A 25,268-nucleotide genomic window follows, 5' to 3' on the forward strand; every position below is an offset into this window, starting at 1 on the left:
TGACGGATGCTCAAACTCCTCGGAGCCAAGCAGGTCGGAAGTCGAGATCTCGAAGACGTCCGACGGGTACTCGACGCCGATCCGGTGGCGGCCTGCATGATTGCCGCGCGCGTCGAAGAATGCGGCGTCGACCCACGAATGATTCACGGCGAGCTGTGGAGTCGAGGCGGGCCGTTGTCCTCACTGTGCTTTGCCGGGGCGAATCTGGTTCCGCTTCGAGGCGATCCGGATGACATTCGGGCATTCGCCGACCGTGCCTGTCGGATTCCGCGCATGTGCTCGTCGGTGGTCGGCCGCGCCGAATTGGCGTTGCCGCTGTGGGAGATGCTCGAGCTCGACTGGGGAACTGCGCGGGAGGTGCGCCCCGAACAGCCGTTGCTCGCGGTTTCCGAGCCGTTGGCGTGTCCGTCGGATCCGCTGGTCCGGCAGGTTCGCTCGGACGAACTCGAGATCTATCTGCCTGCCGCGATCGCGATGTTCATCGAAGAGGTCGGAGTCGACCCGCGTGCCAACGACGGTGGGCGCGGATACCGGCACCGTGTCGCTAGCCTGATCGCCGCTGGTCGAGCGTGGGCGCACATCGAGGACGGCCAGGTCGTTTTCAAGGCGGAGGTCGGTTCGATGTCTGCTCGCTGTGGCCAGATCCAGGGTGTGTGGGTCAACCCGGAATTTCGTGGGCAGGGCTTCGGCGTGACCGGTACAGCGGCTGTAGCGGAGTCGATCATGGCGACCGGTCGCATTGCGAGCCTGTACGTCAACAGCTTCAATACGATTGCGCGGTCGACCTATTCGCGGGTGGGGTTCCGACAGGTCGCGACCTTCTCGACGGTGCTGCTCGACTGACCGTACAAGCTGCGTGCAATGGTCGCGCCTACGCTGGGTGGAGCATTTGTCGCCCTACTATGGGGCTCGATGAACACTCGGCATTTCTCTCGTAGTCGCTCGGCCCAACTGTTGGCCTCCTGCACCGTGATTTTCTTGGCGGTGGGGATCAGTTCGTGTACTCCGAAACCCGCCGGCCCCGAGCCCGTCGCGCAGCAGTTCCTGAGTGCGTTCGGTGACAGGGATATCGACGAGGCAGCAAAACTGACGGACCGGCCTGACTCCGCGGGTCCTGTATTGAGTGACACCTGGGATGCGCTCCAGGCCGAGTCGATGACTGCCGAGACCACGTCGGTGAAGATGAACGGTGACACTGCGACGGTCGGCTACACCTACGAGTGGCACCTTCCGAAGGACCGCGTGTGGACGTACGACGGCGAGCTGCAGATGGGACGCAAGGACGGCGACTGGTCCGTGCGGTGGAGTTCGACGGACGTTCATCCGCGTCTCGGTGACAAGCAGACGATGTCGTTGCGGGCAACCGCGGCGCCGCGAGCGCGGGTCAACGAGCATTCGGGGACCGACGTCCTGGTGCCGGGAATCGTCTACCGAGTGAAGTTCGATCGCTCCAAGAGCAACGACATCATCGGTTCCGCAAACAATCTCGCAAGTGTTCTCGGTCGCTTCGATTCTTCGCTGACGGGTCAATCGATCGCCGAATCTTCGACGGCCGTCAAGGGCGACTATCTGGTGACCCGCCTGCGCAGTGACGACTACGACCAGGTATCGGCGCAACTGGGAGCCATTTCGGGAGTATCTGTCTCGGACGAATCGGATCTCGTCTCGACGGACCCGGAGTTCGCGCCCGACCTTCTCGGGCAGATCAAGAAGACGATCATCGACGAGGTCGACGGCAAAGCCGGCTGGAGTGTCGTCACGGTCAACCAGAACGGCGTCGACACCGATGTGCTGACCGAGACTGCGCCGCAACCTGTTCCGTCGTTCAGTATCAGTTTGGATCGCAACATTCAGATCGCTGCTCAGCGTGCCGTGAACGTGAACAAGGATCAGGCGATGATGGTGGTCATCGAACCGTCGAGTGGGGCGATCCTGGCTGTCGCACAGAACAAGGCAGCAGACCGCGACGGACCGGTCGCGACGATGGGTCAGTACCCGCCCGGTTCGACGTTCAAGATCATCACGGCAGGCGCCGCAATTTCGACCGGTCAGGCGACCCCCGACACGATGGTGCCATGCCCGGGCCGGATCGAGATCGGTGAGCGCAGCGTCCCCAACTACAACGAGTTCTCACTCGGCACGGTGCCGATGGCAACGGCCTTCGCGCGTTCGTGCAACACGTCCTTCGCCAAGCTGGCCAGCGAGATGCAACCAGACACGTTGACCACTGCCGCAGCGCAGTTCGGCATCGGCCAGGACTACAACGTGGTGGGATTGCCCATCGATTCCGGTTCGGTGCCGCCGGCGTCGGACCTGGTGCAGCGGACCGAAGACGGGTTCGGTCAGGGAAAGGTCGTGGTCAGTCCGTTCGGAATGGCGATGGCAGCGGCGACGGTCGCGAACGGTTCGACTCCGGTGCCGCAACTGATTTCAGGGCGCGAAACCACCATCGACGGTGAGCGCCCGGCGATCTCGCCCGCCATGGTCGACGGCCTGCGCGGCATGATGCGACTCGTGGTCACCAGCGGTACTGCAGAACGCGTCGAAGATCAGGGTGAGGTGTACGGCAAGACCGGTGAAGCCGAGGTCGAAGGGGGATCGCACGCGTGGTTCGTCGGCTATCGCGGGAACCTGGCATTCGCGACTCTGGTTGTGCGGGGCGGAAGTTCGGACAACGCCGTCGCAGTCACCCGCGACATGCTCACCGCCCTGCCTGAAGGCTACTGACCCGTCAGGGGAGCAGTCCCAACCTCCGGGCGGTCACCACGGCTTCGTGGCGTGAGCTCGCGTCCAGCTTTCCCATCGCGCTTCGCAGATAGCTCTTGACTGTTTCCGGGCGAAGGGAAAGCCGTTGGCCGGCTTCGATGTTGGTGCAGCCGAGTGCGACCTGAGAGAGAACGTCCACTTCACGCGGGGTGAGCGTGACGTCGGATTCGGCGTCGGCGGTAGGACGCAGCAGGTTGGCCAAACGCTGGGAGAGTCCGCGGAGTTTGGTCTGCAAGTCGGTGTCGGTGACGGTCTGGGCGACACTGCGTAGTTCGGCGTGGACTCCGCGGATCTCTTCCGAAGACATACCGTCGGCGGTAGTCGCGGCGGCGGCCTGCAGTAGTTGCAGGCGACGATCGACTTCGTCGCGGATGGCGAACTCCATCCCGAGACGCCGGGATGCGCCGACCATGACGTCTGCTGTTCGGTCACCCAAGGGAGCGGAATCGCGGATCGCGGCGTAGAGCACAGCGCGCGATTTTCCCGAAACCATGACCGGAACGGCGATGATCGAATGCAGGCCCTCGCTGAGAACAGGACGGTCGAAGTGATGAGTGATGGACTGCGAATTGCCGTAATCGTTGACGGTGATCGGTGAACCCTGGGCTACGACGCGTCCGCCCATGCCCGAGCGCGGCGGGATGGCCAAGCCCTTGAGGTTGTTGGTGCGGGTGCCGACGAATTCGCTCAGGTGCAGGGTTCCGTCCTGGACCTCGCCTCCGAACAGCACGGGAACAACGCCCTGAGCTGCGATTGTTCGGAGTTCACCTCGCATTGCGTCCCCGTCGCGGGGGCGCAGAAGTGACGAAGCATGTCGGTTCACGCAGGTACCCCTTTCTGGGGGTAGTGAAGTTCTCTTGTGAGCTAGATCATAGGGGGTGAACAGTACGTATGACGAGCCGCCAACGTAACCGGTCGGGCCAACCATACGACGATCGATAAGGAGCAAGTTGATGAGCACCGATCCCACCGCACGGGTGCGCGAGCTGCTGGACCAGTACGACACCCCGCATGCCAGCGCCGCAGAATTGCTCTGCGATCGGCATCCCGCGGATGGCGTTGCATTCACCGTCGTCGAGGCAGACCTTAGCTCGGTGGACCTCACTTACGGTCATCTACGTGAGCAGTCGGCGCGTTTCGCGGCAGCTCTGGCCGACCTCGGAGTCGAGCCGGGTGACAACGTCGCGACCTTGATGGGTAAGTCTGCGGACCTGGTGGTCGCGCTCCTCGGAATCTGGCGCCTAGGAGCAGTCCACGTGCCCTTGTTCACGGCGTTCGCTTCGCCGGCCATCGCTTTCCGCTTGACCGCCAGCGGCGCGAAGGTGGTCATTTCCGACGCCAATCAGCTCGAGAAGCTCGCGCCGGGAGAGGACATCCCCGCCGACGCAGCGTGGCAGGTCATCGTCGCGGGCGGCGCGGCCGGTGACGAGTTGGACTTCGACGCACTTGTCGCAGCTCAGGATGCCGAAGACCCGAAGGGCGCTGCTCAGGCAGTCGGCGGTAACGCACCGATGGTGCAGTTGTTCACCAGTGGCACCACGGGAACACCCAAGGGCGTGCCGGTTCCGGTGCGCGCGCTCGCCTCGTTCCACGCATACCAGGAGTTCGGCCTCGACGTCCGAGAGGACGACGTGTTCTGGAACGCCGCAGATCCGGGCTGGGCGTACGGGCTGTACTACGCGTTGCTCGGCCCGCTTGCCGCCGGCACGCGAAGCCTTCTGCTGCACGCCGGATTCTCCGCGCCGCTGACGTGGCAGATCATCGAGAAGTTCGGTGTCACCAATTTTGCCGCCGCTCCGACCGTCTACCGCAGTCTGCGTGCCGACAAGGCTCCCGTTCCGGAAGGCATCTCGCTGCGCCGCGCTTCCTCGGCCGGTGAGCCCTTGACTCCGGATGTTGTTGCGTGGTCGAAGAACTCGTTGGGCGTCGAGGTCCGTGATCACTACGGCCAGACCGAGCACGGCATGTTCATCGTCAACGCCTGGGCCGACGGACTTCGCGACGATGTCCGTCCCGGATCCATGGGCCGTCCGTTGCCGGGTTGGTCTGCCGCTGTGCTGGAAGACAATTCGGATGACATTGCACCGGCCCGCACTCAGGGCCGCGTGGCGATCGATACTCACAACAGCCCGTTGATGTGGTTCACCGGGTACGTCGATGCGCCGGAGAAGACGAAGCAGCGATTCAGCGAAGACGGCCGCTGGTACATCACCGGTGATGCGGGAATGACGGACGAGGACGGATTCTTCTTCTTCTCCTCGCGCGACGACGACGTCATCATCATGGCGGGCTACCGCATCGGTCCCTTCGACGTCGAGAGCGTGCTGGTCATGCACGAGCACGTCATCGAGGCCGCCGTGGTGGGCATGCCCGACGAGTTGCGCGGTGAGGTCCTCGAAGCGTTCGTCGTACTTCGCGAAGGCGTCGACGGCGACGACGAACTCGAGAAGGAACTGCAAACCCTGGTGAAGAAGAAGTTTGCAGCGCACGCATACCCGCGCACAGTGCACTTTGTTCCGAACCTGCCCAAGACCCCGAGTGGCAAGGTTCAGCGGTACATCTTGAGGAAGGGATAAACCCTGCTGTGCGCCTTTATTAACCCCCGGCGGTTAATAAAGGCGCACAGCAAGGTCAGCGCCGACGAATTCTGCCGACCACCATGAGGGCGACCAGGGTGACTGCAAGCAGCAGTGTCGTATTTGCTGCGGCAAGAAATACCTGGCCACGGTCGGTGAGTCCGAAGATGCTGACCGGCAAGGTCTTCCATGTCGCCGGGTAGACCATGACCGTTGCGCCCAGCTCACCCATCGACAGTGCGATGGAAAGCCCGGTGGCCGCACCCAACGCTGGGAGCAGCAGCGGTAGCGTTACCCGTGTCAGCACCCGCACCGGGCCGGCGCCGAGTGATTCGGCAGCTTGACGGTAGGCGGGATCGAGCCGTTCGAGCGCGGCCGATACGGAACTGAAGGCAAAGGCAAGCACCAAAACCGTGTGAGCGAGAATCACGATCCACTTGGTGCCGCCGAGCAGTAGCGGGCGCTCGTTGAAAGTGATGAGCAGACCCAAGCCGATCGCGACCGACGGAACCGCAATCGGTAAATGGAATACGGCATCGGTGATGCGCCGCAGCCACATCGGTGCCTCACGCGCGGCCAGCGCGGCCCACGTTCCGACGATCAAAGCCAATGCCCCCGCGATGAATGCAGTCTGCAAACTGACGATCAGGCTGGCGAAGTTCTCGTCGGACAGCGCCGTGGAGAAGTTCTTGCCGCCGAGATTCGACGGAAGTGGACCGGTCCACGATCCGGCCAAGGCAGCCGCGACGACGGTGGCGATGGGCGCGACAAAAACCACCGCGACGACCAGGGTGAAGAATCCGAGTACGAGGGCCCTAGAGCTTCGTGTCCACAGCAGCACGGCTGCCTCCCATCAATCTGTTGAAGGTGAATCGGTAGAGGCAGTACAGGCCGAGTGAGAGTGCGACCTGGACCGTCGCGATCACTGCTGCGCCGGGCAAGTCGAAGGTGACAATGCCGCGGGTGTAGATGAGGACCGGAAGAGTTACGACGTCTTTTGCTCCGGTGAAGAGCACGATGCCGAATTCATTCAGTGTCATCAGAAGTACGAGCGATCCACCGGCCAGGAGGGCCGGCCACGCTTCCGGCATCACCACCTGTCGCAGAACTCGGACGGGTGACGCGCCGAGACTGGCTGCCACGTCGAGTTGTTCACGCGGAATCTGGGTGAACGCTGCCAATAGCGGACGCACGACAAAGGGTGTGAAGAAAGTGATTTCGGCCGCGATCACACCGAACGGAGTGTTGAGGAAATTCAGTGGGCCGCTCGCATCGCCGGTGATGCGGACGATCAAGGCGTTGACGGCGCCGGCTGTCCCGTACAGGAACGTGAACGCCAGCGTGATCAGGAAAGACGGCAGGGCGAGCACCGTGTCGATCAATCGCCCCACCACCTTGGATCCGGCGAACGGAACGAAGGCAAGCACCAAGGCGAGGAAGGTGCCCAGGATCAGGCAACCCAGGGTCGACGCCACGGCGATTTGGATGGTCCGCCAGAGCGCGGTTCTGAACAGTTCCGAACCGACCACCGAAGACCACGTGGACAACCCTGTGCCATCTGCGGTGCTCAGAGATTCCGTGAGGACACGTGCGGTGGGATAGACAGCAAACACGAGGACAAGAAGCAGTGGTGGCAGCGTCCAGCCGATCCGGCGCCACGGGATCGGGTCTTTGTGCTGGGGCGCAGCGGTTTCGGGGCGTTCCAGGGTTGTCGTCATGGGTGGCGATCCGCCGGAACCAGGACACTGCCGTCCGTGGGCAGGACGACGCCCACTTCGGTGTCGACCGGTCGTTCGTCGTGCCCTGGAACATCCGCGTCGACGCGGACATCGTCGAGGCCACGTACAGCCAGCGTCAGACGCGTCGTGGAACCGCGCCAGACGCTCGAGACGATGCGCGCCGGGAATGATCCTCGTGCGCCGACACCGGTTACGGCTACCGCGTGTGGACGAACACACAGGTAGGCGTCCATGTCGGACTCCCATTCGATGTGCCCGATCTCGGGCTGCGGGGCGTGAGCAGTGAACGGCGTGCCACCGATCGAGACCAGCGCGGAGGTGCCGATGACGCGTGTGACGGTGCAGGGCAGCAGGTTGGCACCCCCGAGGAACGCCGCGGTGAAGCTGGACGGCGGACGTTTCCACAAGGCCTCAGCGGTGTCGATGTCCGCGAGTCTGGCGTTGCGCATCACTGCGATACGGTCTGCGAGCGCCAGGGCTTCACTCTGATCGTGCGTCACGTAGAGCATGGCTGTGTCAGGTAGTGCTGCGCGCAGTCTCGCCAGTTCGCCGAGCATGCTCTCGCGAAGTTGAGCATCCAGGGCGGCCAACGGTTCGTCGAGGAGGAGTACTCCAGGGCGAATTGCCAACGCTCGGGCAATGGCGATTCGCTGCTGTTGACCGCCGGAAAGTTCACGGGGAAGCCGCTTTCCGTACGCCGACATCCCGACCATGTCCAGGGCTTCGGCCACGCGAGTGCCGATCTCCGACCGCGGCACGCGATGGGCTCGGAGTCCGAAGGCTACGTTTTCGGATACTCGCATGTGCGGGAAGAGAGCGTACGACTGAACGACGACGCCGATACCGCGTTGTGCGGGAGGCAGATTGGTGATGTCTCGGGTGCCGAGCTTGACGGAACCGGACGTGGGGCGGACAAATCCCGCGAGGGCCTTCAGGGCGGTCGACTTGCCGGATCCACTGGGCCCCAGCAGTGCCACAGTTTCACCGGGTGCCACTCGCAGATTGAAATCGACGAGTGCATGGGTTGCGGTCTTCCCGCGGCCGTAGGCGACGTTGACGCGATCGAAGGTGATGGCCGGAGCAGAATGTTCGATCGCTCCGTGAACACCGACGGTCTCGGGGAGCGTCCGCCCCAGTCTGGTTCTTGCCATGATCAGCTCCCGGTGGCTTTCTGGTAAGCGGCGATGTCGGCGTCGAGCGAGCTGAGGACGTCGTTCCAGTTCGGGGTCCACACGTTGACGCCCTGCAGAACTCCGGAAGGCGTGTTCTTGTCGGTGGATTCACCGGCAGCGCTTCGGACGTCCTCGCGGACCGATACGCCGAGTGCATCGGTGGCGACGGTCTTCTGGGATTCTTCGGAGAGCAGGAACTCCATCAACTTCTTGGCTTGTTCGCTGCTCGGTGCGCTCTTGGCGAGGCCCATCACGTAGGGCAGTGCAATGGTGGTGCGAGTGCCGTCGGCTCCAGCGGGGAAGAAGATGTCGAACTTCGATCCGTCGTCGGCGATGGAGGCGAGGTTCATCTGGACGTCACCGTTGGCGACCAGCAGCTCTCCGTTACTGACCTTGGGCTGGAGCTTTCCGGTGGAAGACGAGGGTCCGACGTTGTTGGCCTGGAGCTTTCCGAGGTAGTCGAGTGCTCCTTCCTTACCCATCAGGTGCTGGAGCAGCAAGAGCACCGCGGTGCCGTCGCCGGCCTGGCCGGGCGTGGAGTACTGCAACTTGCCCTTGAACTGGTCAGTGAGCAGATCGTCCCAAGATTGTGGGGCGGGTGATGCAGTCGGATTGGCGATGAACGAGAGGTAATTCTCGACGACGGGCACGTACTTGCCGGCGTCGTCCTTGTCTCCGGCAGGAACGGCGGAGGTGTCGATTCCGCTGGGCTCGAGCAGACCTTGGGCGTCGGCCTTCTGGATGAACGGGGGCAGCGTAATGATCACGTCTGCCTGTGGGTTGGACTGCTCCTTTTCGACGCGGGAGACGACCTCTCCGGATCCGGCTTCCACGAGGTTGACGGCGATACCGGTCTGCGCGGTGAAGGCGTCGAATCTTCCCTTGTACCAACCGGACAGACCGTCGGCGCTGTAGACGGTGACGGTGTCGGTATCTGATCCGGCAGCAGTGCCGGTGCCACCGCAGGCAGTGGTGAACGAAAGGACGGACACGGCGAGAGCGGCCGCAGCGATGCTCGGGCGTAGACGCATGACGATTCCTTTTTCGGAGGTGAGATCAGGAGTGGGTGAGGAGTTCGGCGAACTCCTTCACTGACGGGACGATGTGGGTGGCTCCGGCGTCGCGAAGCTGTTGCTCGTCGTGTGCGCCGGTCAGAGTTCCGGCGACGATGGATGCGCCGGAACGAATGCCGCTGAGCACGTCGTTGGACGTGTCGCCGAGTACGGCGATCTGGTGGACGTCGTCGATCGAAAGTTTGAGCAGGGCAGTCAGAATCAGGTCCGGGTACGGTCGACCGCGACCGGCCTCGGCGGGGGAGAGGGTGAGATCGGCGAGGGTTTTCCAGCCGAGCGCGACGAGGAGTTTGTCCTGGGTCGATCGGCTGAACCCGGTGGTCAAGGCAACTTTGATGCCGGCCTCGCGCAAAGTGGTGATGGCTTTCTCGGCGCCGGGGATCGGTTCGGCCAGGCCCTGGTCGATGAGGGAGTCGTACGTGGTTTCGAAGGCGGCGTTCGCGGCCTGGGCGCGGTCTTCGTCACCGAAGATCGCCCGGAACACGACGATCTTCGACTGGCCCATCGTGTCGAGGACGTACTGGCGAGCGGCGTCGGCTTCCGGGCCTTCGGCGGGCAGTCCGCCGGCTTCAGCGGCGGCAGCGAAGGCGCGAAGAACCAGTCCGTCGTCGGCGACGGTGGTGCCGGCCATGTCGAGAACGGCAAGGGTGATCGGAGACATGAGAAGTCTTTCTTGTCGGAGAGATTCAGAGACCGAGCTGGTCGGCGGTTTGTTCCGCCAGTGCCGGGCCGAGCGTCATACCGCGGCCACCGGGGCCGGCAACCACCCAGACGTTGTCGGCGGCTTGTGCGCGGTGAACAAGTTGTGAGGGGTCGATGCACTGGCTGTAGACGCCCGCCCAACGCTTGACGATTGGCGGAAGATCGCGTCCCAGAAGTGTTTCCACGACTCCGGACAGATGGCGATAGGGCGCCTCGTCGACATCGAAGTCGAAGGGTTCCTCGTATTCGTGGGTGTCGCCGATGGTCAGCCCGCCGTGCAAGCGCTGCACGCACAGGAGTTGCATGCGGTGCTCCTCGGCAGTCGGTTCCTGCGGCTGTACTGTACGGAGGTGATCGAGGGCAGATCCGGCGAAACCCGGGTAGTAACGGAAGCTGTCACCGTCAGCGATTGCGGTGGTGAGCTTTTCGCCGAGTGGGGCGCTCTGCATCATCTGCAGGCGCACACGGCGCAACGGGAGATCGCCGGCGAGATCGCGAGCCAATCCGCCGAGTGTTGCTCCGGGGCAGACGATCACGAGATCGGCGTCGAAGCTGCGACCGTGGTCGTCGCGGATGTGTGCGCCGGAGGTGGTCGTCGTGATCTCGCGGGCTTCCGTTCCGGCGTGGAAGGTGTAACGGCCGGTGGATTCGAGGTAAGAACGGATGGCGGGGAGCGCTTGCCGTGACTCGACAGCGGCGTCCAGCGTGCAGTGCAGTCCGCCGAGAAACTTGCCCCGGAGCGCGGGGTTGACGACGCGAACGGCGTCGGGATCCAGAAGCGCGAACCCTCGGTTGTCGGCGTCCGGCCGAGAGAACGCTTCCTGCGCGACCGCGACCTCCTCCTCGGTGCGCATGAGGGTGATGGAGCCGGCTGGGCGGTATCCGACGCCGGGGACACGGGCGGCAAGGTCTGCCCACAGTTCGCGCGAGCGCAGCGCAGCTTCGAGTTCGTGCGGGGCTCGCCCGGATACCCAGACGAGGCCGAAGTTCCGTACCGTGGCACCGCGGGCTTCGGGCTCACGTTCGAGATGGATGACGTCGTGTCCCCGACGGATTGCCTCGTCGGCGTGCGCCGTTCCGAGGATCCCTCCGCCCACAATCAAAATTCGCATGTAGAGATAGTGACGTTTGGTCTAGACCAATAGGGGGAATCGAGACGAACTCCAGGTTAACAATTGGTATAGACCGAATTCTTGTACGCTTGCGCCATGAATCAGCAGACGTCCACCGGGCCGGGGACCTCGAGCGTCGTGATCGAACCGGAGTTGAAGTACTACCGGGTGCGCACCGAGATCGAGACCATTCTCAGTGGGCTCGAGGAGGGCGACGCAGTCCCGTCCGAGCGGGAATTGGCGGCGCGGTTCACAGTCGCTCGCGAGACGGTCCGTCAAGCGCTTCGTGATCTTCTTGTCGAAGGGCGAATCGAGCGGCGGGGGCGGGGCACTGTCGTCGCGAGTCCGAAGTTGGTTCAGCCGCTATCGATTCGTTCCTATACCGAAGGTGCTCTGAGCGCTGGGCGAGTACCCAGTCGTAAGGTTGTGACCTTCGAACGAATGTCGGCCGACGACGGTCTCGCCACGGAATTGGGTATCGAACCAGGTGACAGCGTCGTTCACCTCGAGCGTGTTCTCTTCGCCGACGGAGAGAAGATCGGACTCGAATCAACGTTCCTGCCGGACAGCAGGTTCGGTGAGATGCTCGACGCTTTCGATGCGACGACGTCGCTGTACGCGGCTATCCGTTCCATCGGCGTGGTCTTTGCCTCCGCAACCGAACGGATCGAGACGGTGCTCGCTTCACCGCGGGAGGCAACCCTCGTCGAGTCCACCACCTCGATGCCGATGCTTCTATTGCACCGGACCTCCGTCGATCCGGAGGGTGTGCCGATCGAGCGCGTTCGTTCGCTCTACCGCGGCGACCGTATTGCCTTCTTGACGACTCTTCGCGAGTAGGAGGGGCGTCGAGGGGGTCTGCTGTTACCGGGAACGATAGGCACTCCCAGGCCCGTGGAATCTGTTCTGTACTGGACTCCATCAAACGGGAGGACAGTGAACATGGGTGACAAGAAAGTCTGGTTCGTAACCGGCGCAGGCCGGGGCATGGGAGTCGACATTGCTCAGGCGGCTCTTGCCGGCGGGCACGCGGTGGTGGCAACGGGGCGTGATGCGGACCGTGTTTCTGCAGCGATCGGTGAGCATGACGACCTGTTGGTGATTGCCTTGGACATCACCGACGAACAAGCCGCATATGCTGCGGTGGACACGGCAGTTGCACGATTTGGTGGAATCGATGTACTGGTGAACAACGCCGGAAACTTCTACGCCGGGTTCTTCGAGGTTGTCAGTCCGGCGCAACTTCGCGCTCAGATGGAGACCAACTTTTTCGGGCCGATCAATGTGACACGGGCGGTGTTGCCGGTAATGCGTAGGCAACGGAGTGGACGTGTCGTGACTGTCAGCTCGCTTGCGGGCCTGGTTGGTCAGGAGTTTTGCGCAGCCTACGCGGCGTCGAAGTTTGCGCTGGAGGGTTGGATGGAATCATTGCAATTCGATGTCGAACCGTACGGAATCGGGACGATGATCGTGGAGCCGGGATTCTTCCGGACCGAACTGCTTGTCGAGGGTGCGTCGTCGGTCTGGCCGGAATTGTCGATAGACGACTACGACGCTCGGACTGGCGAGACCGTCGAAGCGTGGAAGAGTATGAACGGTGCCCAGGGCGGGGATCCGGTGAAACTTGCCGCGGCACTTGTGGCACTTGTCGATTCGCCGCTACCCCCACGTCGTTGGGTCGCCGGTGCCGATGCAGTGTCCGTGGTTGAGCAGAAAGCCCACCAACTACTCGATCAAGTTGAAGCCCATCGCGGTTTGTCCTCGTCGCTTGCCCACGTGGACGTGACGACCTGATCCGAGTTTGTCAGGTCACGGGAGTGAGGTGAACATGTCCACGAGCCCCTGGGGTGCGTTCTCGCCGAAGCACATGTCCAGTCCATCAGCGGACTGTTGTGCCGATGCGGCGCTGCGTGGGAATAGGCGCTCTTCGTAGACAGCTAGCCCTTCCTCCGTGCTGCTGTGCGACGCGATCGCCTGGCCGAGTTCCGCGCCGTCGAGCATTGCCAGGTTCGCACCCTCTCCGGCAAACGGCGACATGACGTGTGCCGCGTCCCCGAGCAGAGTGACCCCGGGAGTACGGCTCCAACTGTGGCCGATGGGAAGGGCATGGATGGGGCGAGGGGTCAGCGAGCTGTCGGCTTCGACGATCAGTGAACGCAGTGACTCGTCCCAGTCCGAGAAGTGTTCCAGCAGAACCTTCTTCGCGATGTGATCGTCGGAGAAGTCGACACTCGCTGCCCAGCTCTCGGGAACTCGCAGGGCGGCATAGATGTGCAGACTGTTGTCGGTCTCACGGTGGGCAAGAAAGCCCTTGTCGGCACTGAGCGCGAACATCATTCCGTCGCCTACTGTTTCAGCGGCCTTCGCGTGCTGGTTGTCGGCGTCGTGAAGGTCGAACTCCACGAAAGATACTCCGGTATAGGCAGGAGTGTCGTTTGAAACCAATGGACGGATTTTCGACCACGCACCGTCGGCGCCGACCAGGAGATCGGTGGTGAAGTGGGTTCCATCCGCGAGGTGAACTTCGTGTCGACCATCCGGCAACGGATGAGCCCTGCGGACCTTGGCTCCCCAGTGGATTGTTTCCTTCGGAATTGAGCTGAGCAGTAGGTCACGCAGCTGGCCGCGGTCGATTTCCGGGCGGTCGCCGTCTCCGGTGTCCTGCTCGCTCAGGTGCACGACGGCATTTCGATCGAGGACGCGTGTCTCTTCCCCGCCTTGATGAACGAGGCAGCGGAACTCCTCATAGAGGCCGGCGGCACGAAGCGCGATCTGACCCGAGTCTTCGTGGATGTCGAGCATCCCGCCTTGAGTTCTGGCTGTCGGTCCGGATTCGAGATCGAATACCGCCGAATCGATTCCGCGGAGATGGAGGACTCGGGCGAGGGTGAGGCCACCGAGGCCGGCGCCGATGATTGCGATGGGGTAGTGGTTCATGGTGGGTTCCTAAGAAGTGAGTGGGGTGTTCTCGATGCCCGTGATGAGCGTGCGGAATCCCCAGGAGAGGCGCGCGGTGGGTTCACCGGCAAGTAGAGCTGTCGCATGCCTTGCGACGAGTGGGTGCGTCTGCGGGTTTGCGTTCTGGATTGCGTCGGTCAACGCGCTCCATCGGGCATCCGCGTCGGCGGAATTGTTCGGCGCCGAGTGTTCGGCAGCAGTGGACGTCGCGTACTGCAGTAGCAAGTCCACGCCCCACGCGGCTTGACCTGGAGGGACTTCGCCTTCGTCGAGCAATGCCAGCAGGCGCTCGAGCAGGCGTACGTAGTGAACTCCGCTGGGTCGGGAAACGAGTGCCGACTGGGCGAGACCGGGATGATCGAACAGCACGGCCGTGTACGAGGTCAACACCCGTTCAAGGCGAGCTTGCCAAGTGCCGGAGGAATTTTCGGCGAGGTCGACCACTCCGAGAAGTGTGTCCAGAACGGCGGCGTGCAATTCGGCGGTATTGCGCACGTACACGTACATCGATGCCGGCCCGGTGTCGAGTTCGAGGGCGAGTCGACGCATCGTCAATTTCTGCAAGCCCTCCGACCGCAAGATTTCCACCGCGGTACTGACGATGCCCTCGCGTGTCAGAGCGGGTTTGGCCGGACGATTGCGACGGCTCGACGTACCTGTTGGCTGAGTGGGCATGATTTCACCGTACACGAACATGTTCGTAACGAACATGTTCGTTAGATCACGCACTGAACGTCCACCCTGTGCGGAGCCATATCGGGAGCGGTGGGTTACATGCCTGAACCGCCGGAGAGCATTGCGATCGTCAGTAGGATGCCACCCACAATCCCCACGAGCGGGCTGTCGCTGTCGAGAAGCCAGTCGTTCAACGATCCCATGAGTGCCTCTTTCGGGTTTCGATCTGTCGACGGTCGAGCCTATCGACAGATCGAAACCCGAGATGTCACTTTCGTCCGAATTGTCGATCGGACCCGAGGTGATCAGCCGTAGACGTTGCCCGGGCTGATCAACTTGGTGATCGGCACCATCAAAGCGCTGGTCAGGTCGGTCTCTCCGTCGATGTCGGTGTTGATGAAGACGACCAGGGTGGTGTCCTTCTCGGGCAGGTAGACCGAGACTGTTTTGTAGCCGGGCAGGCTTCCGTTGTGACCGATCCAGCCGCCGCTGTTGAACAATCCGAGTCCGTACCCGGAGTTGTCGTCCCCTTCGCCCAGGGGCTCGGTGTGCAGGCGCTGCTTCTGAGTGTCGTCGGCGAGGAGATCGCCCTTGGCCAAGGCCGGAACCCAGATGCGCATGTCGTCCAACGACGAGATCATTGCGCCCGCGGCGCCTCCCCACGACGGGTTCCAGTCCGTTGCTGCGGTCACGGATTCGTCGAGTGTTTGGTTGGTGTATCCCTGTGCGTGGGGGTTCGGGAACGCGTTGGTGGTGGGAAAGCTGGTGTGCTCCATTCCGAGTGGTGTGGTGATCTTGGTGTCGATGACTTCCGACAGTGTTGAGCCGGTGACCTTCTCGATGACCATGCCGAGCAGAAGGGTGTTGGTATTCGAGTAGTCGACAGTGGTTCCTGGTCGAATTTGGAGTGGGAGGTCCTTGACGTATCCGAAGAGCTCTTCGGATGTGAATGATCGGCGAGGGTCGGAAAGAACATCCATGACAAACTGTTCGGACGTCGTGTAGGCCACGAGGCCGCTGCGCATCCCCGCCAGCTGGCGCAGGCTGATCGCATCGCCTTCCATGACGCCGTCGACGTACTTGGAGATCGGATCATCGAGACCGATCTTTCCCTCGTCGACCAATTGCAGCAGGGCGGTCACGGTAAATGTTTTGGTGACGCTACCGATCCGGTGGTAGAAGTCGGTTTCCATCGGCGCTTTGGTTGCCGTATCCGAGACTCCTGCAACCTTGACGTAGTTGCCGTCGGGCCCCCAAATGCCCACCATCGCACCGGGAATCCCGGTCGAATTCACCGCTGCGTCGACGATCGAATCGAGCTGGTCGGTGATGGTCGAGTCCATGATCTTGTCGGATGTGTCTGTGGATTTGTCCGTGCTGCAGCTGATTACAGCTCCAACCATGGCGCTGCACAGGCCGACAAGCAGGATGCGTCTTGCTCCGGTTTTCATGAGTCGAACTCTGCCTGCCCGAGGGCACTCACACATCGACCCCGGGTACGGCAGACGCAGTCCCCAGGTACCTCCTCAACCGGTACCGGGGGACTACGGAACCCTGGCCTGAACCCTTGACTTGGGTCAGAGTCCGCCGTTGAAGAACGCCGCCAGCGCGGGTGCCGGGTCTGCCGCGGTGCCCATATTTGCTACGCCGACAACGATCAATCCCAGCGTGAACAGTGCAGCGAGAAGACCGATCGACCCCGACACGAATCTCGTCCGTCGCTCGGATCGCGCCGTTCTCGCGAAGCGTGCCCACACGACCACAGTCACGATCAGTGATATTGCTGCCGCGATCAGCGCGATCACCGCCATGGCCAAGTGATACCGCGCGAAGTCGCTGATCATCAGTTCGAGGACAGGGCTTTGCTGGTTTCCGGTGCCCGTCGACTGAGCGAGCTGTTGGCGGACCTGCCCGACAGTGTCGCCAGGTGCCCCATCCGCCTGGGCCACGGGCAACATCGAGATCAGCGAAGAGAAGGGTGCAACGGCACCTTGGATATTTGCCATCACGAGTACCGAGGAAAACATCGCGAGGAGCGTGACCAGCCCTCCCGCCGAGACGAATGCGAGTTTCTTTCCAGCCGTCAGAGGGCCGGCGTTCACGAACGACGCCTTGAGCATCCGGCCGAGTGCGAGCAGAACCGTCAGCAGGATTACCGCGATCACGGCCTTGGCCACGTGGTACCGCAGCCAGTAGTCGACAGCGGACTCCAAGCTCGGCGAGAAGGCTTGGACACCGGAACTCCAGTATTCGACGAACGCGGCGCGGACCGTCTCGACGAGTTCTCCCTGGTCTGCGTACCCATCACCCGGCCTACTCGTCAGCATGCCCGGGGCGAGAACGAAGGCAGCGGAGAAACCGGCGACCAGCGCGATCAACGCGGCGATCTTGCGACCTGAGGACTGCGTCGAGCGCGACGGCCCCGCAGTGTTGTGCCGTGAAGAATTGTGCAGTGGGATTCCTCCAGCGTGATGAGCGATCATCTGGTCACCGTCCACAAAGTCATGTCACCGAGTGTAGAAATCGGTACACCGGACTTCATCGTTCGAGAGGATGATATTTCCGGCGACGGCGTCCGCCCGCCCTCGCCGCTGCCGTCGACATCCTCCTCAGCACTCGACGACATTGACGGCGAGCCCGCCTTCACTGGTTTCCTTGTAACGCACGGACATGTCGTTTCCGGTTTGGCGCATGGTTTCGATGACGGTATCGAGGCTCACCACATGCGTCCCGTCACCGAGGTATGCGAGCTGAGCTGCGGTGACTGCAGTCGAGGCGGCTACGGCATTTCGTTCGATGCATGGGATTTGGACCAGGCCACCAACCGGATCGCAGGTCAGCCCCAGATGGTGTTCCATGGCAATCTCAGCTGCATTCTCGATTTGTCGTGGCGATCCGCCCATGACAGCGCACAAGCCGGCTGCCGCCATCGCGCAGGCAGCTCCGACCTCGCCTTGGCACCCCGCCTCCGCGCCCGAGATCGAGGCATTCGCCTTGATGATCGATCCGATTGCGGCAGCGGTGAGGAGAAAGGTTCGAACGTCGTGAACACCGGCGCCCGCCGCACGTATGTGGTGGTATAGCACTGCCGGCACGATGCCTGCGGCACCGTTCGTCGGAGCCGTTACCACGCGGCCACCTGCTGCATTTTCTTCGTTGACCGCCATGGCGTAGACGGTCAGCCACTCGCGTGAGGAGGGTGCGCAGTTACGTTGTTCCAGTTGAATGTTCGCAGACCGTGCTCTTCGGCGAACTCCGAGACGCCCGGGCAATACACCTTCGGTCTGGGTGCCGCGTTCGATGCATGCGCGCATCGCGGACCAGATCGCGTCGATGCCGGTGAATGCCCGATCCTGGCCGTGCATCGCGATTTCGTCCGACAGTGCCAACTCGGCGATAGTTCCGGAGCCGCATTCCGCCAGTAGCTCTTTCGCGGTTCGATAGCGTGAGTTGATCGAATGCGCGCTTGCTTGCGTCTCCGTTCCGGCGCGCAGTACGAATCCGCCACCGATCGACAGATATGTACTCGTACAGACGATTTCGCGACCGCTGAAGGCGGTCAGTGTCATCGAGTTGGGGTGCCCGTGACGGCGAACGAGCGGCTCGAACACCATGTCCTCGTGAGTGAACACAACGTGCCCGAGTGAGCCGCCGACGAGCTTCACCGATCCGCCGTCCGAGAGCTCGGCCCAGCGCCCGTGAACGTCGTTCGGCTCGCACGTTTCAGGATCCAACCCACGAAGTCCCGCGATCACCGCGTCGGGAGTGCAGTGCCCTATTCCGGTGGCGGCGAGAGAACCGTGCAGATTGCAGCGAATTCGGTCGACCGACGCGGTCAAGCCGGCGTCGGAGAGCTCGCCGACAAAAGTGCGGGCGGCTCGCATCGGACCGACCGTGTGTGAACTGGAGGGCCCGATGCCGATGGAGAAGAATTCGAGCGCGGAAACATAGACGCCGGTGGTGCTCATTCGGCGCTCGTGACGGTAGTCGCTCCTGACTCGCGCTGGGCCGCAATCGTCAGGAGGTTGGAGCGCGAGTCCCCGGTGGCGGCTCGGATCACAGTGCGTGCCATTGCAATTGCTCCGTGCAAAACAGCTTCGTCGCCCGCTGCGGAGCGGGCATCAGCGGCAAACTCGATCGTGTGAGGAACTCCGGTAACGCCGCGTAACGCGATCATCGGGTGGATCGAGGGAACCACCTTCGACACGTTGCCCATGTCTGTCGAGCCGCCGGTCAGGGGAGTTCGGGCGGCCGCGGTGCGGCCCAGGCTCGCGATCTCCTCGTCCCAGATCGTCGCCAGCACGCGATGTTGAACAAGCTCCTCGTAGCGCGGTTCGGCGCGTTCGGTCGACCAGGAGCAGTCGCTGGCCACAGCTGCGCCCTCGAAGCAGGCGAGCATACGACGCTTGGCGTCCAACAGCACGTCGAGTTCTGCGGCCCGAACTTCCGCTCGCACCAACGTCGAGGCCGGAATGATGTTTGTTGCTTCGCCGCCGTGCTCGACATAGGCGTTGAGCCTGACGTCGGACGGAAGTTGTTGACGGAGAAGTCCGATGGCGACCAAGGCGATCGTGGCGGCGTCGCCTGCGTTGATGCCCTTGTGTGGCGCAGCGGCCGCGTGTGCGGCTCGTCCGGTGTAGGTCACGTCGAACCGGTCGACTGCCTGCGTTCCGGTGACGGTGCAACTGACGTCTTCACCTGCAGCGCCGTGGACCATGATCGACATCGCCGCGCCCTCCCATGCGCCACGTTCGAGCAGCAAGACTTTCCCGCCGCCATGTTCTTCGGCCGGCGTACCGAGAAGGACGACGGTCAGGCCGTGTTCCTCCGCGACCTCTCCGAGCGCGACAGCTGCTCCCAGTCCGGCAGCGGCGATGACATTGTGTCCACACGCATGACCGATGTCGGGAAGGGCGTCGTACTCGGCGCAGACGACGACGCGGAAAGGGCCGGAGCCCCGCACCGCTTCGAATGCCGTCTCGAGGCCGTAGGCGGCGCGAGTAACCGTGAAGCCGGCTTCCTGCGCGGCGTCCGCCAAGAGGGCCGACGCATGATGCTCTTCGAATGCCAACTCTGGGTGAGCATGGATGGTGTGGCTGACGTCGATGAGGCGTGATGCCCACTTCTCGATCGTGCTCGAAACGGAGTCCGTGGGGGTGCGGGTGTCAGCGATGGACATGGGTATTGCTTCCTTTCAACATCTTTGGTTCTCTGTGTCTTCGGATCGCGGTGTCTTCGGTTCTCAGCGTCTTCGGGTGCAGTTCTAGTGCCAGAGGCCCAGCGCGAACTCCGCGACGACCACGGAAAGTAGGTAAGAGGCGAGGATCGCGACGATTCCGACGGGCACGATCTTCCAGCCGATCGTCTTGAGCAAGGGAAGGTCCTTGCCGAGGCTGAGACCTGCGACAGTCAAGGTGAGGGTGCAGATCGAGAGAAAGTCGACAGTCCCGACGGTGCTCGAGACGAAATCACCGATGGGGGACCACGGTGTTGTCGCCAAGGCGCCGATGGTGATGATTGCGATCATCGCCGCGATCTTGCCGCGGGTCAGGCGGGCCACGCCGACGCCCAGGAGCAACAATCCGGTGAGGATCAAGTAACCGACGATGATCGATCGAGATACGCCACCCGCTGCGATCGAGGAGACGATGACCCCACCGACGAACAGAATCGGAACGATCGTGGTCAGCGGCACGGTGACGCTCGGCGCAACCGCTCGTGGGGCAGTGTCGGCTTTCCGTTCGCTGGTCGTCTTCGAGCGCTTGGTGAGGGCGCCGTAGATTCGATCAGCAAGGGGGAGTGCGACATACATGCCGACATACACGCCGAGGAGGCCGGTGATGATGTTGGATGTGGCCGCCACGGCGAGTACCTGGTCGGCCATCTCGGGGTGCGCCGAAACGACGCTGGCGGCAGCGGCAGCCATCATCGAGCCGGATCCGACGCCGGCACCCATCGCCAATGCGAGGGGGTCGAAGATGTTGAAGGATGTAGCCAGTGACGCAATCAGGCTGATCAGCACGGCACCGAACAGAGTGCCGAAGACGTACATCGACAGGACTCCACGGTACTGGTCGGAATCGGGGCCGTAGCGTTCGCTGACCATCGCGAAGGAGCCCTCGCGGTCGATGGAGAAGGTTGCTCCGACGGTGGCCGGCCCCATCCGAAGGAGTACCGCCAGCGGGAGTGCGAGAGCGATAGTGCCGAACAAGTGCCCCAATTCCTGCAGTAGCAGTGCGGGGCCCGCCTCGAACAACAATTGGATGTTCGGGCCGATGGTGAAAGACAACCTTGCACAAAGCAAGAGAACAGCCAGGCCCATGATTGCCGAGGCTGCAGCCTGAAGGTCGAGGCCGAGTGGTTTCCACTTCTGGCTCGAGACGACACCGCCGGCAATCAGTCCCCACACCATGGGCAGGATCGTGATGGCGGCAGCGCCGACGGGAATCACTGCGGGGCCGATCAGTTGCGCGCCTGCCGCAAGCGCGAGGAGCAGAATCGCCACGATCCACAGCCGTGGCGACCTCAAGGCGAAAACGATCTTTTGCGTCGGGGTTTGATCGCTGACCGGAGAATCGTCATGCGAGACAGGGAATGCTTCGGTCATGTCGGTGTCTTTCTCGAGGGGGCGAACGAACGCAAGAAGTAAGCGTTCTCGAGGCTCAGGATTTGGTGGACTATTGATGTGATGAAGTTAGGATCGACGCGTTTCGATCCTGTTTCGGTGCAGCATTCTTTTGAAAGTGAGGTCCTCGGTGCAGGATCAGATGCTCAAGGACGACGATCTTCGGCTGTTGAACGCACTGCAGATCAGGCCGCGAGCGTCGTGGTCCGAGCTTTCACGCGCGATCGGTTCCGACCCGGTCACCCTGACCAGGCGTTGGGAGCGTCTGCACTCGCAAGGAATAGCGTGGATCGCTGCGTACCGTGGTGGACCCATCGTGTCGGCGACCGCACTTCTCGAGATCGAATGCGCACCGGCACAGACCATGAGCGTTGCCGAACAGATCGCGCACGATCCCGAAGTTCTCACAGTCGATCTCACAACCGGCAATCGGGATCTGCTCGTCACGCTCACCTGCACTGACCTCGATCAATTGTCCAGGTACGTGTTGGAGCGAACACAATCCCTGCCGATGATCACCGCGATGCGAACTCAGATCGTGTCCTCGGCGAACTCCGACGCGAGGAACTGGCGTCTACGTGCTCTCGATGCGGAAGAAATTGCCGCGCTCGAGTCGGCCCCGGCGGGAAAGATTCGTGGTGTACGCGCCGGCGAAGAGGAACAGTCGCAGCTGTTCGACATTCTTTCTCGCGAACCACGTGTCACCGTCTCGGCACTCGCTGCGGCCCTCGGAGTCACGCCGACTCGCGCTGGGGCGCTCCTTTCTCACGAGCTGTCGACGGGGCGACTGGTCGTCCGCACGGAGATTGCTCGGCCCTACTCCGGCTGGCCGGTCTACGCCTGGTACTTCTTACGTCTCGACGGGCGAAAGGAGGCAATTGCTCAGCGTCTTTCGCACCTGCGTGAGGCGAGGCTTGTTGCTTCTACGATCGGCAGCTACGACATCGCATTGGCGGTGTGGCTGCGCTCGATCGACGACGTGCAGCGTCTGGAAGGTTATCTCGCCGACCAGTTTCCGGGCGTATCCGTGGTGGACCGGTCGATCGTCCTGCGTACGCCGCATCACCTGCATCGGACGATCGATGTGTCGGGTCGAAGCATGCCGAAGCACGGGTGATCCGCAACGCGTTCGCTCGGGTCGGGTGCTCTCCGACTAGTTGGGGATCGCCACGTCGACGATCAAGCCGAAGTGATCGGAACCTTCGATCTCGATCCGCTCGAGTGACTTCGCCTGACCGCCCCGCAGAAGTACATGGTCGATGCCGACGATCGCGGGAAATTTCTTGTCCGCCGGATAGGTGCGCACGATGCCTACTCCCAATTGGTCTGCGGCATCGGAGTAGCCGACATCGAGGAGGTCACGGAATTGCTTGTGCGTGAATGTGGTGTTGAAGTCGCCACTGACGATGACGGTTTCCTCGGCGGCAGCAGCGTCGAGCGCGTTTCGCAAAGTGCTCAGCTCGGCAGTCCACACGTCGGGCGGGGTCACGTACGCCGGTCCGGGGTGAACCGCCAGAAGGGTGAACGAAGTTGAGAAGCCCACTTCGGCAATAAGATTGGTCGGTCCGAATCCGTTCAATTCCCGAGTGTCCGTCAGCGGATAACGGCTGTAAATACCGGCGCCACCCCCGCCGGCCTCGTCCGGTACCAAGTAGTGATGCGGCAGCAGTTGCTCGAGTCCTTGATCTCTGAGAGAGCCTTCGAGTGATGTGGTCAGTTCCTGAACCGTCAGGACGTCGACTGCCTTCTCGCGCACCGTCGCAGTCAAACTGGCGGGATCTGCCTGCCCGAAGAGAAGGTTTGCTTGCATTACGCGCAGAGTCGGCCCGTCGATTTCGGAACTGTTTGCCACATACAGTGGACTGATCACCGACGCGCCCACCGCAATCAGTACCACCGAGATCGCCAGCAGGATCCAGCGGCGAAAGACCAGGCATATCAGGGACGCTGCGAGTGTGACCGCAAGCAGTATCGGGACGAAGGAGGCCACGGCGATCAACGGGTTGATCGGCTTGGTGGAGTACAACGCGATCAGCGAGACAACGCCGACGGCGATACCGCCCACGCCGGCGACCTGAGCGATACGGCGTGCCGGAACATTGTCCGTCGTGAATCCCATACCAAACGGTACCCAATGCAGCCACGGCTCCCGACTGCCTGGCGTTTGTCAGTCGCCGGTTCGGGTGCGGAATGCGTTCACGGCGGCTTCGACGGTCGGGTAGAAGTGCGTCGAATCGAATCGATCCCCGACTCCGAATCGGATGAGTCGATCCTTGATCGGACCTTTCATCTCTGCGAATGCCAACCGAATTCCTTTGCCTTCGAGGAATGTATCCAGATCGACGAGTTCGTCGACTGCCGTTGTATCGAGTCCGGTGATCGGTTCGGCGGCTATAACCACCCAGTCGACCGGATCTGGCGCCTTGGCGACGACGGAGCGAACGTACTCGTCGAAGATCTCGCCGTTCGCGAAAAACAGTGGCGCGTCAAACCTCACCAACACCAGGCCGGGGATGCGATGCCCATCTGGATGGCGTTCGATGTCGTGGAATCCGGCGGGTTCGCCCGTCTCGACGAGTTCGGTTCGATGTGGCTGCCATACCTGCGCGATGACCGCTGCGAAGGACAGTCCGATCGCTACAAGGATGCCTTGTAGCACACCGACCAGGGCGACGCCCAGAAACGCCGCGACGGCGAGGCCGAATTCCACGGTGCTCATGCGCCACATGCGGACCATGCCGCCCACGTCGATCAGTGCACACGCGGCGACGATGACGACGGCGGCCAGTGTTGCATCGGGCAGATATGCCGTGAGTCCGGGAGCGACGAGGACGAACACCAGGACCGCGAGCGCCCCGACGACGCCGGCCAATTGTGTGTGCGCCCCACTCTGTTCGGCTACCGGAGTTCGTGACCCGCTCGCCGAGATCGGAAACCCGCCGAACAGCCCGCCGGCCACGTTCGCGACACCGATCGCCTTCATTTCGGTACTGCCGTTCACGTCCTCGCCGTGGCGGGCGGCGAAGGTGCGCGAGAGAACGCCGGTGTCGGCGAAGGCAATCAATGCGATACCGGCGGCGGGCCCGATCAGATGGCCGACGTCCTGCCAGGTGACTCCACCGACGGAAGGGAGGGGGAGTCCTTCCGGCAGTGCGCCGACCATGCCGATGTCATCGGTGAGACCGGCGGCAGCGGACAAGACTATGGCCGCGACAACGGCCACCAGAACGCCGGGAACAACAGGTACCCAGAGCCGGAAGGCGACTATGACGACTAGCGAACCGACACCGATGGCGGCAGCGAGGGGGTCGACGTCGCCACCCACCAGGGCCTTTGAGATCCCGCCGATTTCACCGAGTAGACCGGACGCGTCGACGGAGAATCCGAGCAGCTTGGGAATCTGACCAACTACGACGACGAGTGCAATGGCGTTGAGGTAGCCGAGGCGGATCGGTTTCGAGAGGAGTTCGGTCACGAAGCCGAGACGAAGGAATCCGCCGATCACGAGGATGAGTCCGACAAGAATGGCGAGAACACCGGCTAGTGCAAGCGCATTCTCCGAATCGCCGACCACTGCCAGCGGTATGACCGCGGCGGCAATCAGCGGCGCCAGTGACGAATCAGGTCCGAGTACAAGGATTTTCGAGGGCCCGACTACCGCGTAGGCGAGCAAAGGCACGATGGTGGCGTACAGCCCGGCGTACGCAGGCAACCCGGCGGCCTCGGCGTAGCCCATGCCTGCCGGGATGAGCAGGGCAGTCAAGACGAGTCCGGCAGTGACGTCTGTTCGCAACCACTCGCGGCGATACCCACGGGCAGTCGCGACGCCCGGTAGCCGACCTAGACTCTCCGCCCACATCATCGTTTGAT

Annotated in this window: 22 protein-coding genes; 6 read left to right on the forward strand and 16 right to left on the reverse strand. The window is 62.6% G+C overall.

Annotated features, from left to right (window positions below; translation table 11 throughout):
* Window positions 1-6: 6 nt before the first annotated feature.
* Together YH3_RS27325 and YH3_RS27330 are read left to right on the forward strand one after the other, a co-directional pair.
* On the forward strand, window positions 7-843 hold the full coding sequence (locus YH3_RS27325) for a GNAT family N-acetyltransferase (protein WP_003942692.1): 837 nt from the start codon (window positions 7-9) through the stop codon (window positions 841-843).
* Between the two features lie 69 nt (window positions 844-912).
* A complete protein-coding gene (locus YH3_RS27330) occupies window positions 913-2,727 on the forward strand; it encodes a penicillin-binding transpeptidase domain-containing protein (protein WP_042450801.1) in 1,815 nt (604 codons plus the stop codon).
* A gap of 4 nt (window positions 2,728-2,731) precedes the next feature.
* Here the strand turns inward: YH3_RS27330 and YH3_RS27335 are convergent, their stop codons facing one another.
* Window positions 2,732-3,541: a LuxR C-terminal-related transcriptional regulator gene (locus tag YH3_RS27335; protein ID WP_042450799.1), complete on the reverse strand. Its 810-nt coding sequence runs from the start codon at window positions 3,539-3,541 to the stop codon at window positions 2,732-2,734.
* 178 nt (window positions 3,542-3,719) lie between these two features.
* Here YH3_RS27335 and YH3_RS27340 point away from each other — a divergent pair, with 178 nt between their 5' ends.
* On the forward strand, window positions 3,720-5,342 hold the full coding sequence (locus tag YH3_RS27340) for an AMP-binding protein (protein ID WP_007734891.1): 1,623 nt from the start codon (window positions 3,720-3,722) through the stop codon (window positions 5,340-5,342).
* Between the two features lie 55 nt (window positions 5,343-5,397).
* Here YH3_RS27340 and YH3_RS27345 read toward each other — a convergent pair whose 3' ends face one another.
* From YH3_RS27345 to YH3_RS27370, 6 genes are read right to left on the reverse strand one after another with little or no spacing between them, the layout of a single operon-like run.
* Window positions 5,398-6,183 (reverse strand): ABC transporter permease, encoded by a 786-nt coding sequence (locus tag YH3_RS27345; RefSeq protein WP_007734892.1) that lies wholly within the window; start codon window positions 6,181-6,183, stop codon window positions 5,398-5,400.
* Window positions 6,158-7,060 (reverse strand): 2-aminoethylphosphonate ABC transporter permease subunit, encoded by a 903-nt coding sequence (locus YH3_RS27350; protein WP_007734893.1) that lies wholly within the window; start codon window positions 7,058-7,060, stop codon window positions 6,158-6,160. The genes YH3_RS27345 and YH3_RS27350 overlap by 26 nt, the downstream gene beginning before the upstream one ends.
* Window positions 7,057-8,232: an ABC transporter ATP-binding protein gene (locus YH3_RS27355; RefSeq protein ID WP_007734894.1), complete on the reverse strand. Its 1,176-nt coding sequence runs from the start codon at window positions 8,230-8,232 to the stop codon at window positions 7,057-7,059. The genes YH3_RS27350 and YH3_RS27355 overlap by 4 nt, the downstream gene beginning before the upstream one ends.
* 2 nt (window positions 8,233-8,234) lie before the next feature.
* The gene (locus YH3_RS27360) at window positions 8,235-9,284 is read right to left on the reverse strand and encodes a 2-aminoethylphosphonate ABC transporter substrate-binding protein (RefSeq protein WP_007734895.1); all 1,050 of its coding nucleotides are present in this window, start codon (window positions 9,282-9,284) and stop codon (window positions 8,235-8,237) included.
* Between the two features lie 25 nt (window positions 9,285-9,309).
* A complete protein-coding gene (locus tag YH3_RS27365) occupies window positions 9,310-9,987 on the reverse strand; it encodes a phosphonatase-like hydrolase (protein WP_007734897.1) in 678 nt (225 codons plus the stop codon).
* Window positions 9,988-10,012: 25 nt separating this feature from the next.
* Window positions 10,013-11,140, reverse strand: a complete 1,128-nt coding sequence (locus YH3_RS27370; protein ID WP_007734899.1) for a TIGR03364 family FAD-dependent oxidoreductase — start codon at window positions 11,138-11,140, stop codon at window positions 10,013-10,015.
* Between the two features lie 96 nt (window positions 11,141-11,236).
* Here YH3_RS27370 and YH3_RS27375 point away from each other — a divergent pair, with 96 nt between their 5' ends.
* Both YH3_RS27375 and YH3_RS27380 read left to right on the forward strand, forming a co-directional pair.
* Window positions 11,237-11,980, forward strand: a complete 744-nt coding sequence (locus tag YH3_RS27375; protein WP_042450792.1) for a GntR family transcriptional regulator — start codon at window positions 11,237-11,239, stop codon at window positions 11,978-11,980.
* 102 nt (window positions 11,981-12,082) lie between these two features.
* Window positions 12,083-12,934, forward strand: coding sequence for an SDR family oxidoreductase (locus YH3_RS27380; RefSeq protein WP_030535650.1), 852 nt, complete (start codon window positions 12,083-12,085; stop codon window positions 12,932-12,934).
* Between the two features lie 15 nt (window positions 12,935-12,949).
* Here the strand turns inward: YH3_RS27380 and YH3_RS27385 are convergent, their stop codons facing one another.
* From YH3_RS27385 to YH3_RS27415, 7 genes are all read right to left on the reverse strand, one after another.
* On the reverse strand, window positions 12,950-14,077 hold the full coding sequence (locus tag YH3_RS27385) for an NAD(P)/FAD-dependent oxidoreductase (RefSeq protein WP_064444470.1): 1,128 nt from the start codon (window positions 14,075-14,077) through the stop codon (window positions 12,950-12,952).
* A 9-nt stretch (window positions 14,078-14,086) separates the two neighbouring features.
* Window positions 14,087-14,773 (reverse strand): TetR/AcrR family transcriptional regulator C-terminal domain-containing protein, encoded by a 687-nt coding sequence (locus YH3_RS27390; RefSeq protein WP_064444663.1) that lies wholly within the window; start codon window positions 14,771-14,773, stop codon window positions 14,087-14,089.
* 305 nt (window positions 14,774-15,078) lie between these two features.
* The gene (locus YH3_RS27395) at window positions 15,079-16,224 is read right to left on the reverse strand and encodes a serine hydrolase (protein WP_064444471.1); all 1,146 of its coding nucleotides are present in this window, start codon (window positions 16,222-16,224) and stop codon (window positions 15,079-15,081) included.
* A gap of 126 nt (window positions 16,225-16,350) precedes the next feature.
* On the reverse strand, window positions 16,351-17,256 hold the full coding sequence (locus YH3_RS27400) for a hypothetical protein (protein WP_238592712.1): 906 nt from the start codon (window positions 17,254-17,256) through the stop codon (window positions 16,351-16,353).
* A gap of 126 nt (window positions 17,257-17,382) precedes the next feature.
* Complete coding sequence (locus YH3_RS27405; protein ID WP_064444473.1) at window positions 17,383-18,741, reverse strand: L-serine ammonia-lyase; 1,359 nt, start codon at window positions 18,739-18,741, stop codon at window positions 17,383-17,385.
* Window positions 18,738-19,952, reverse strand: a complete 1,215-nt coding sequence (locus YH3_RS27410) for an amidohydrolase (RefSeq protein WP_064444474.1) — start codon at window positions 19,950-19,952, stop codon at window positions 18,738-18,740. The genes YH3_RS27405 and YH3_RS27410 overlap by 4 nt, the downstream gene beginning before the upstream one ends.
* 84 nt (window positions 19,953-20,036) lie before the next feature.
* Complete coding sequence (locus YH3_RS27415) at window positions 20,037-21,380, reverse strand: DUF3100 domain-containing protein (protein ID WP_064444475.1); 1,344 nt, start codon at window positions 21,378-21,380, stop codon at window positions 20,037-20,039.
* Window positions 21,381-21,516: 136 nt separating this feature from the next.
* Here YH3_RS27415 and YH3_RS27420 point away from each other — a divergent pair, with 136 nt between their 5' ends.
* Complete coding sequence (locus tag YH3_RS27420) at window positions 21,517-22,515, forward strand: Lrp/AsnC family transcriptional regulator (protein ID WP_238592713.1); 999 nt, start codon at window positions 21,517-21,519, stop codon at window positions 22,513-22,515.
* Between the two features lie 36 nt (window positions 22,516-22,551).
* On the opposite strand, the gene YH3_RS27425 is transcribed toward YH3_RS27420, so the two are convergent.
* Window positions 22,552-23,517, reverse strand: a complete 966-nt coding sequence (locus YH3_RS27425; protein ID WP_064444477.1) for an endonuclease/exonuclease/phosphatase family protein — start codon at window positions 23,515-23,517, stop codon at window positions 22,552-22,554.
* A gap of 48 nt (window positions 23,518-23,565) precedes the next feature.
* Window positions 23,566-25,260, reverse strand: a complete 1,695-nt coding sequence (locus YH3_RS27430) for a SulP family inorganic anion transporter (protein ID WP_003942720.1) — start codon at window positions 25,258-25,260, stop codon at window positions 23,566-23,568.
* Window positions 25,261-25,268: the final 8 nt, after the last annotated feature.

This window comes from Rhodococcus sp. YH3-3, assembly GCF_001653035.1.
Taxonomy (GTDB): domain Bacteria; phylum Actinomycetota; class Actinomycetes; order Mycobacteriales; family Mycobacteriaceae; genus Rhodococcus_F; species Rhodococcus_F qingshengii.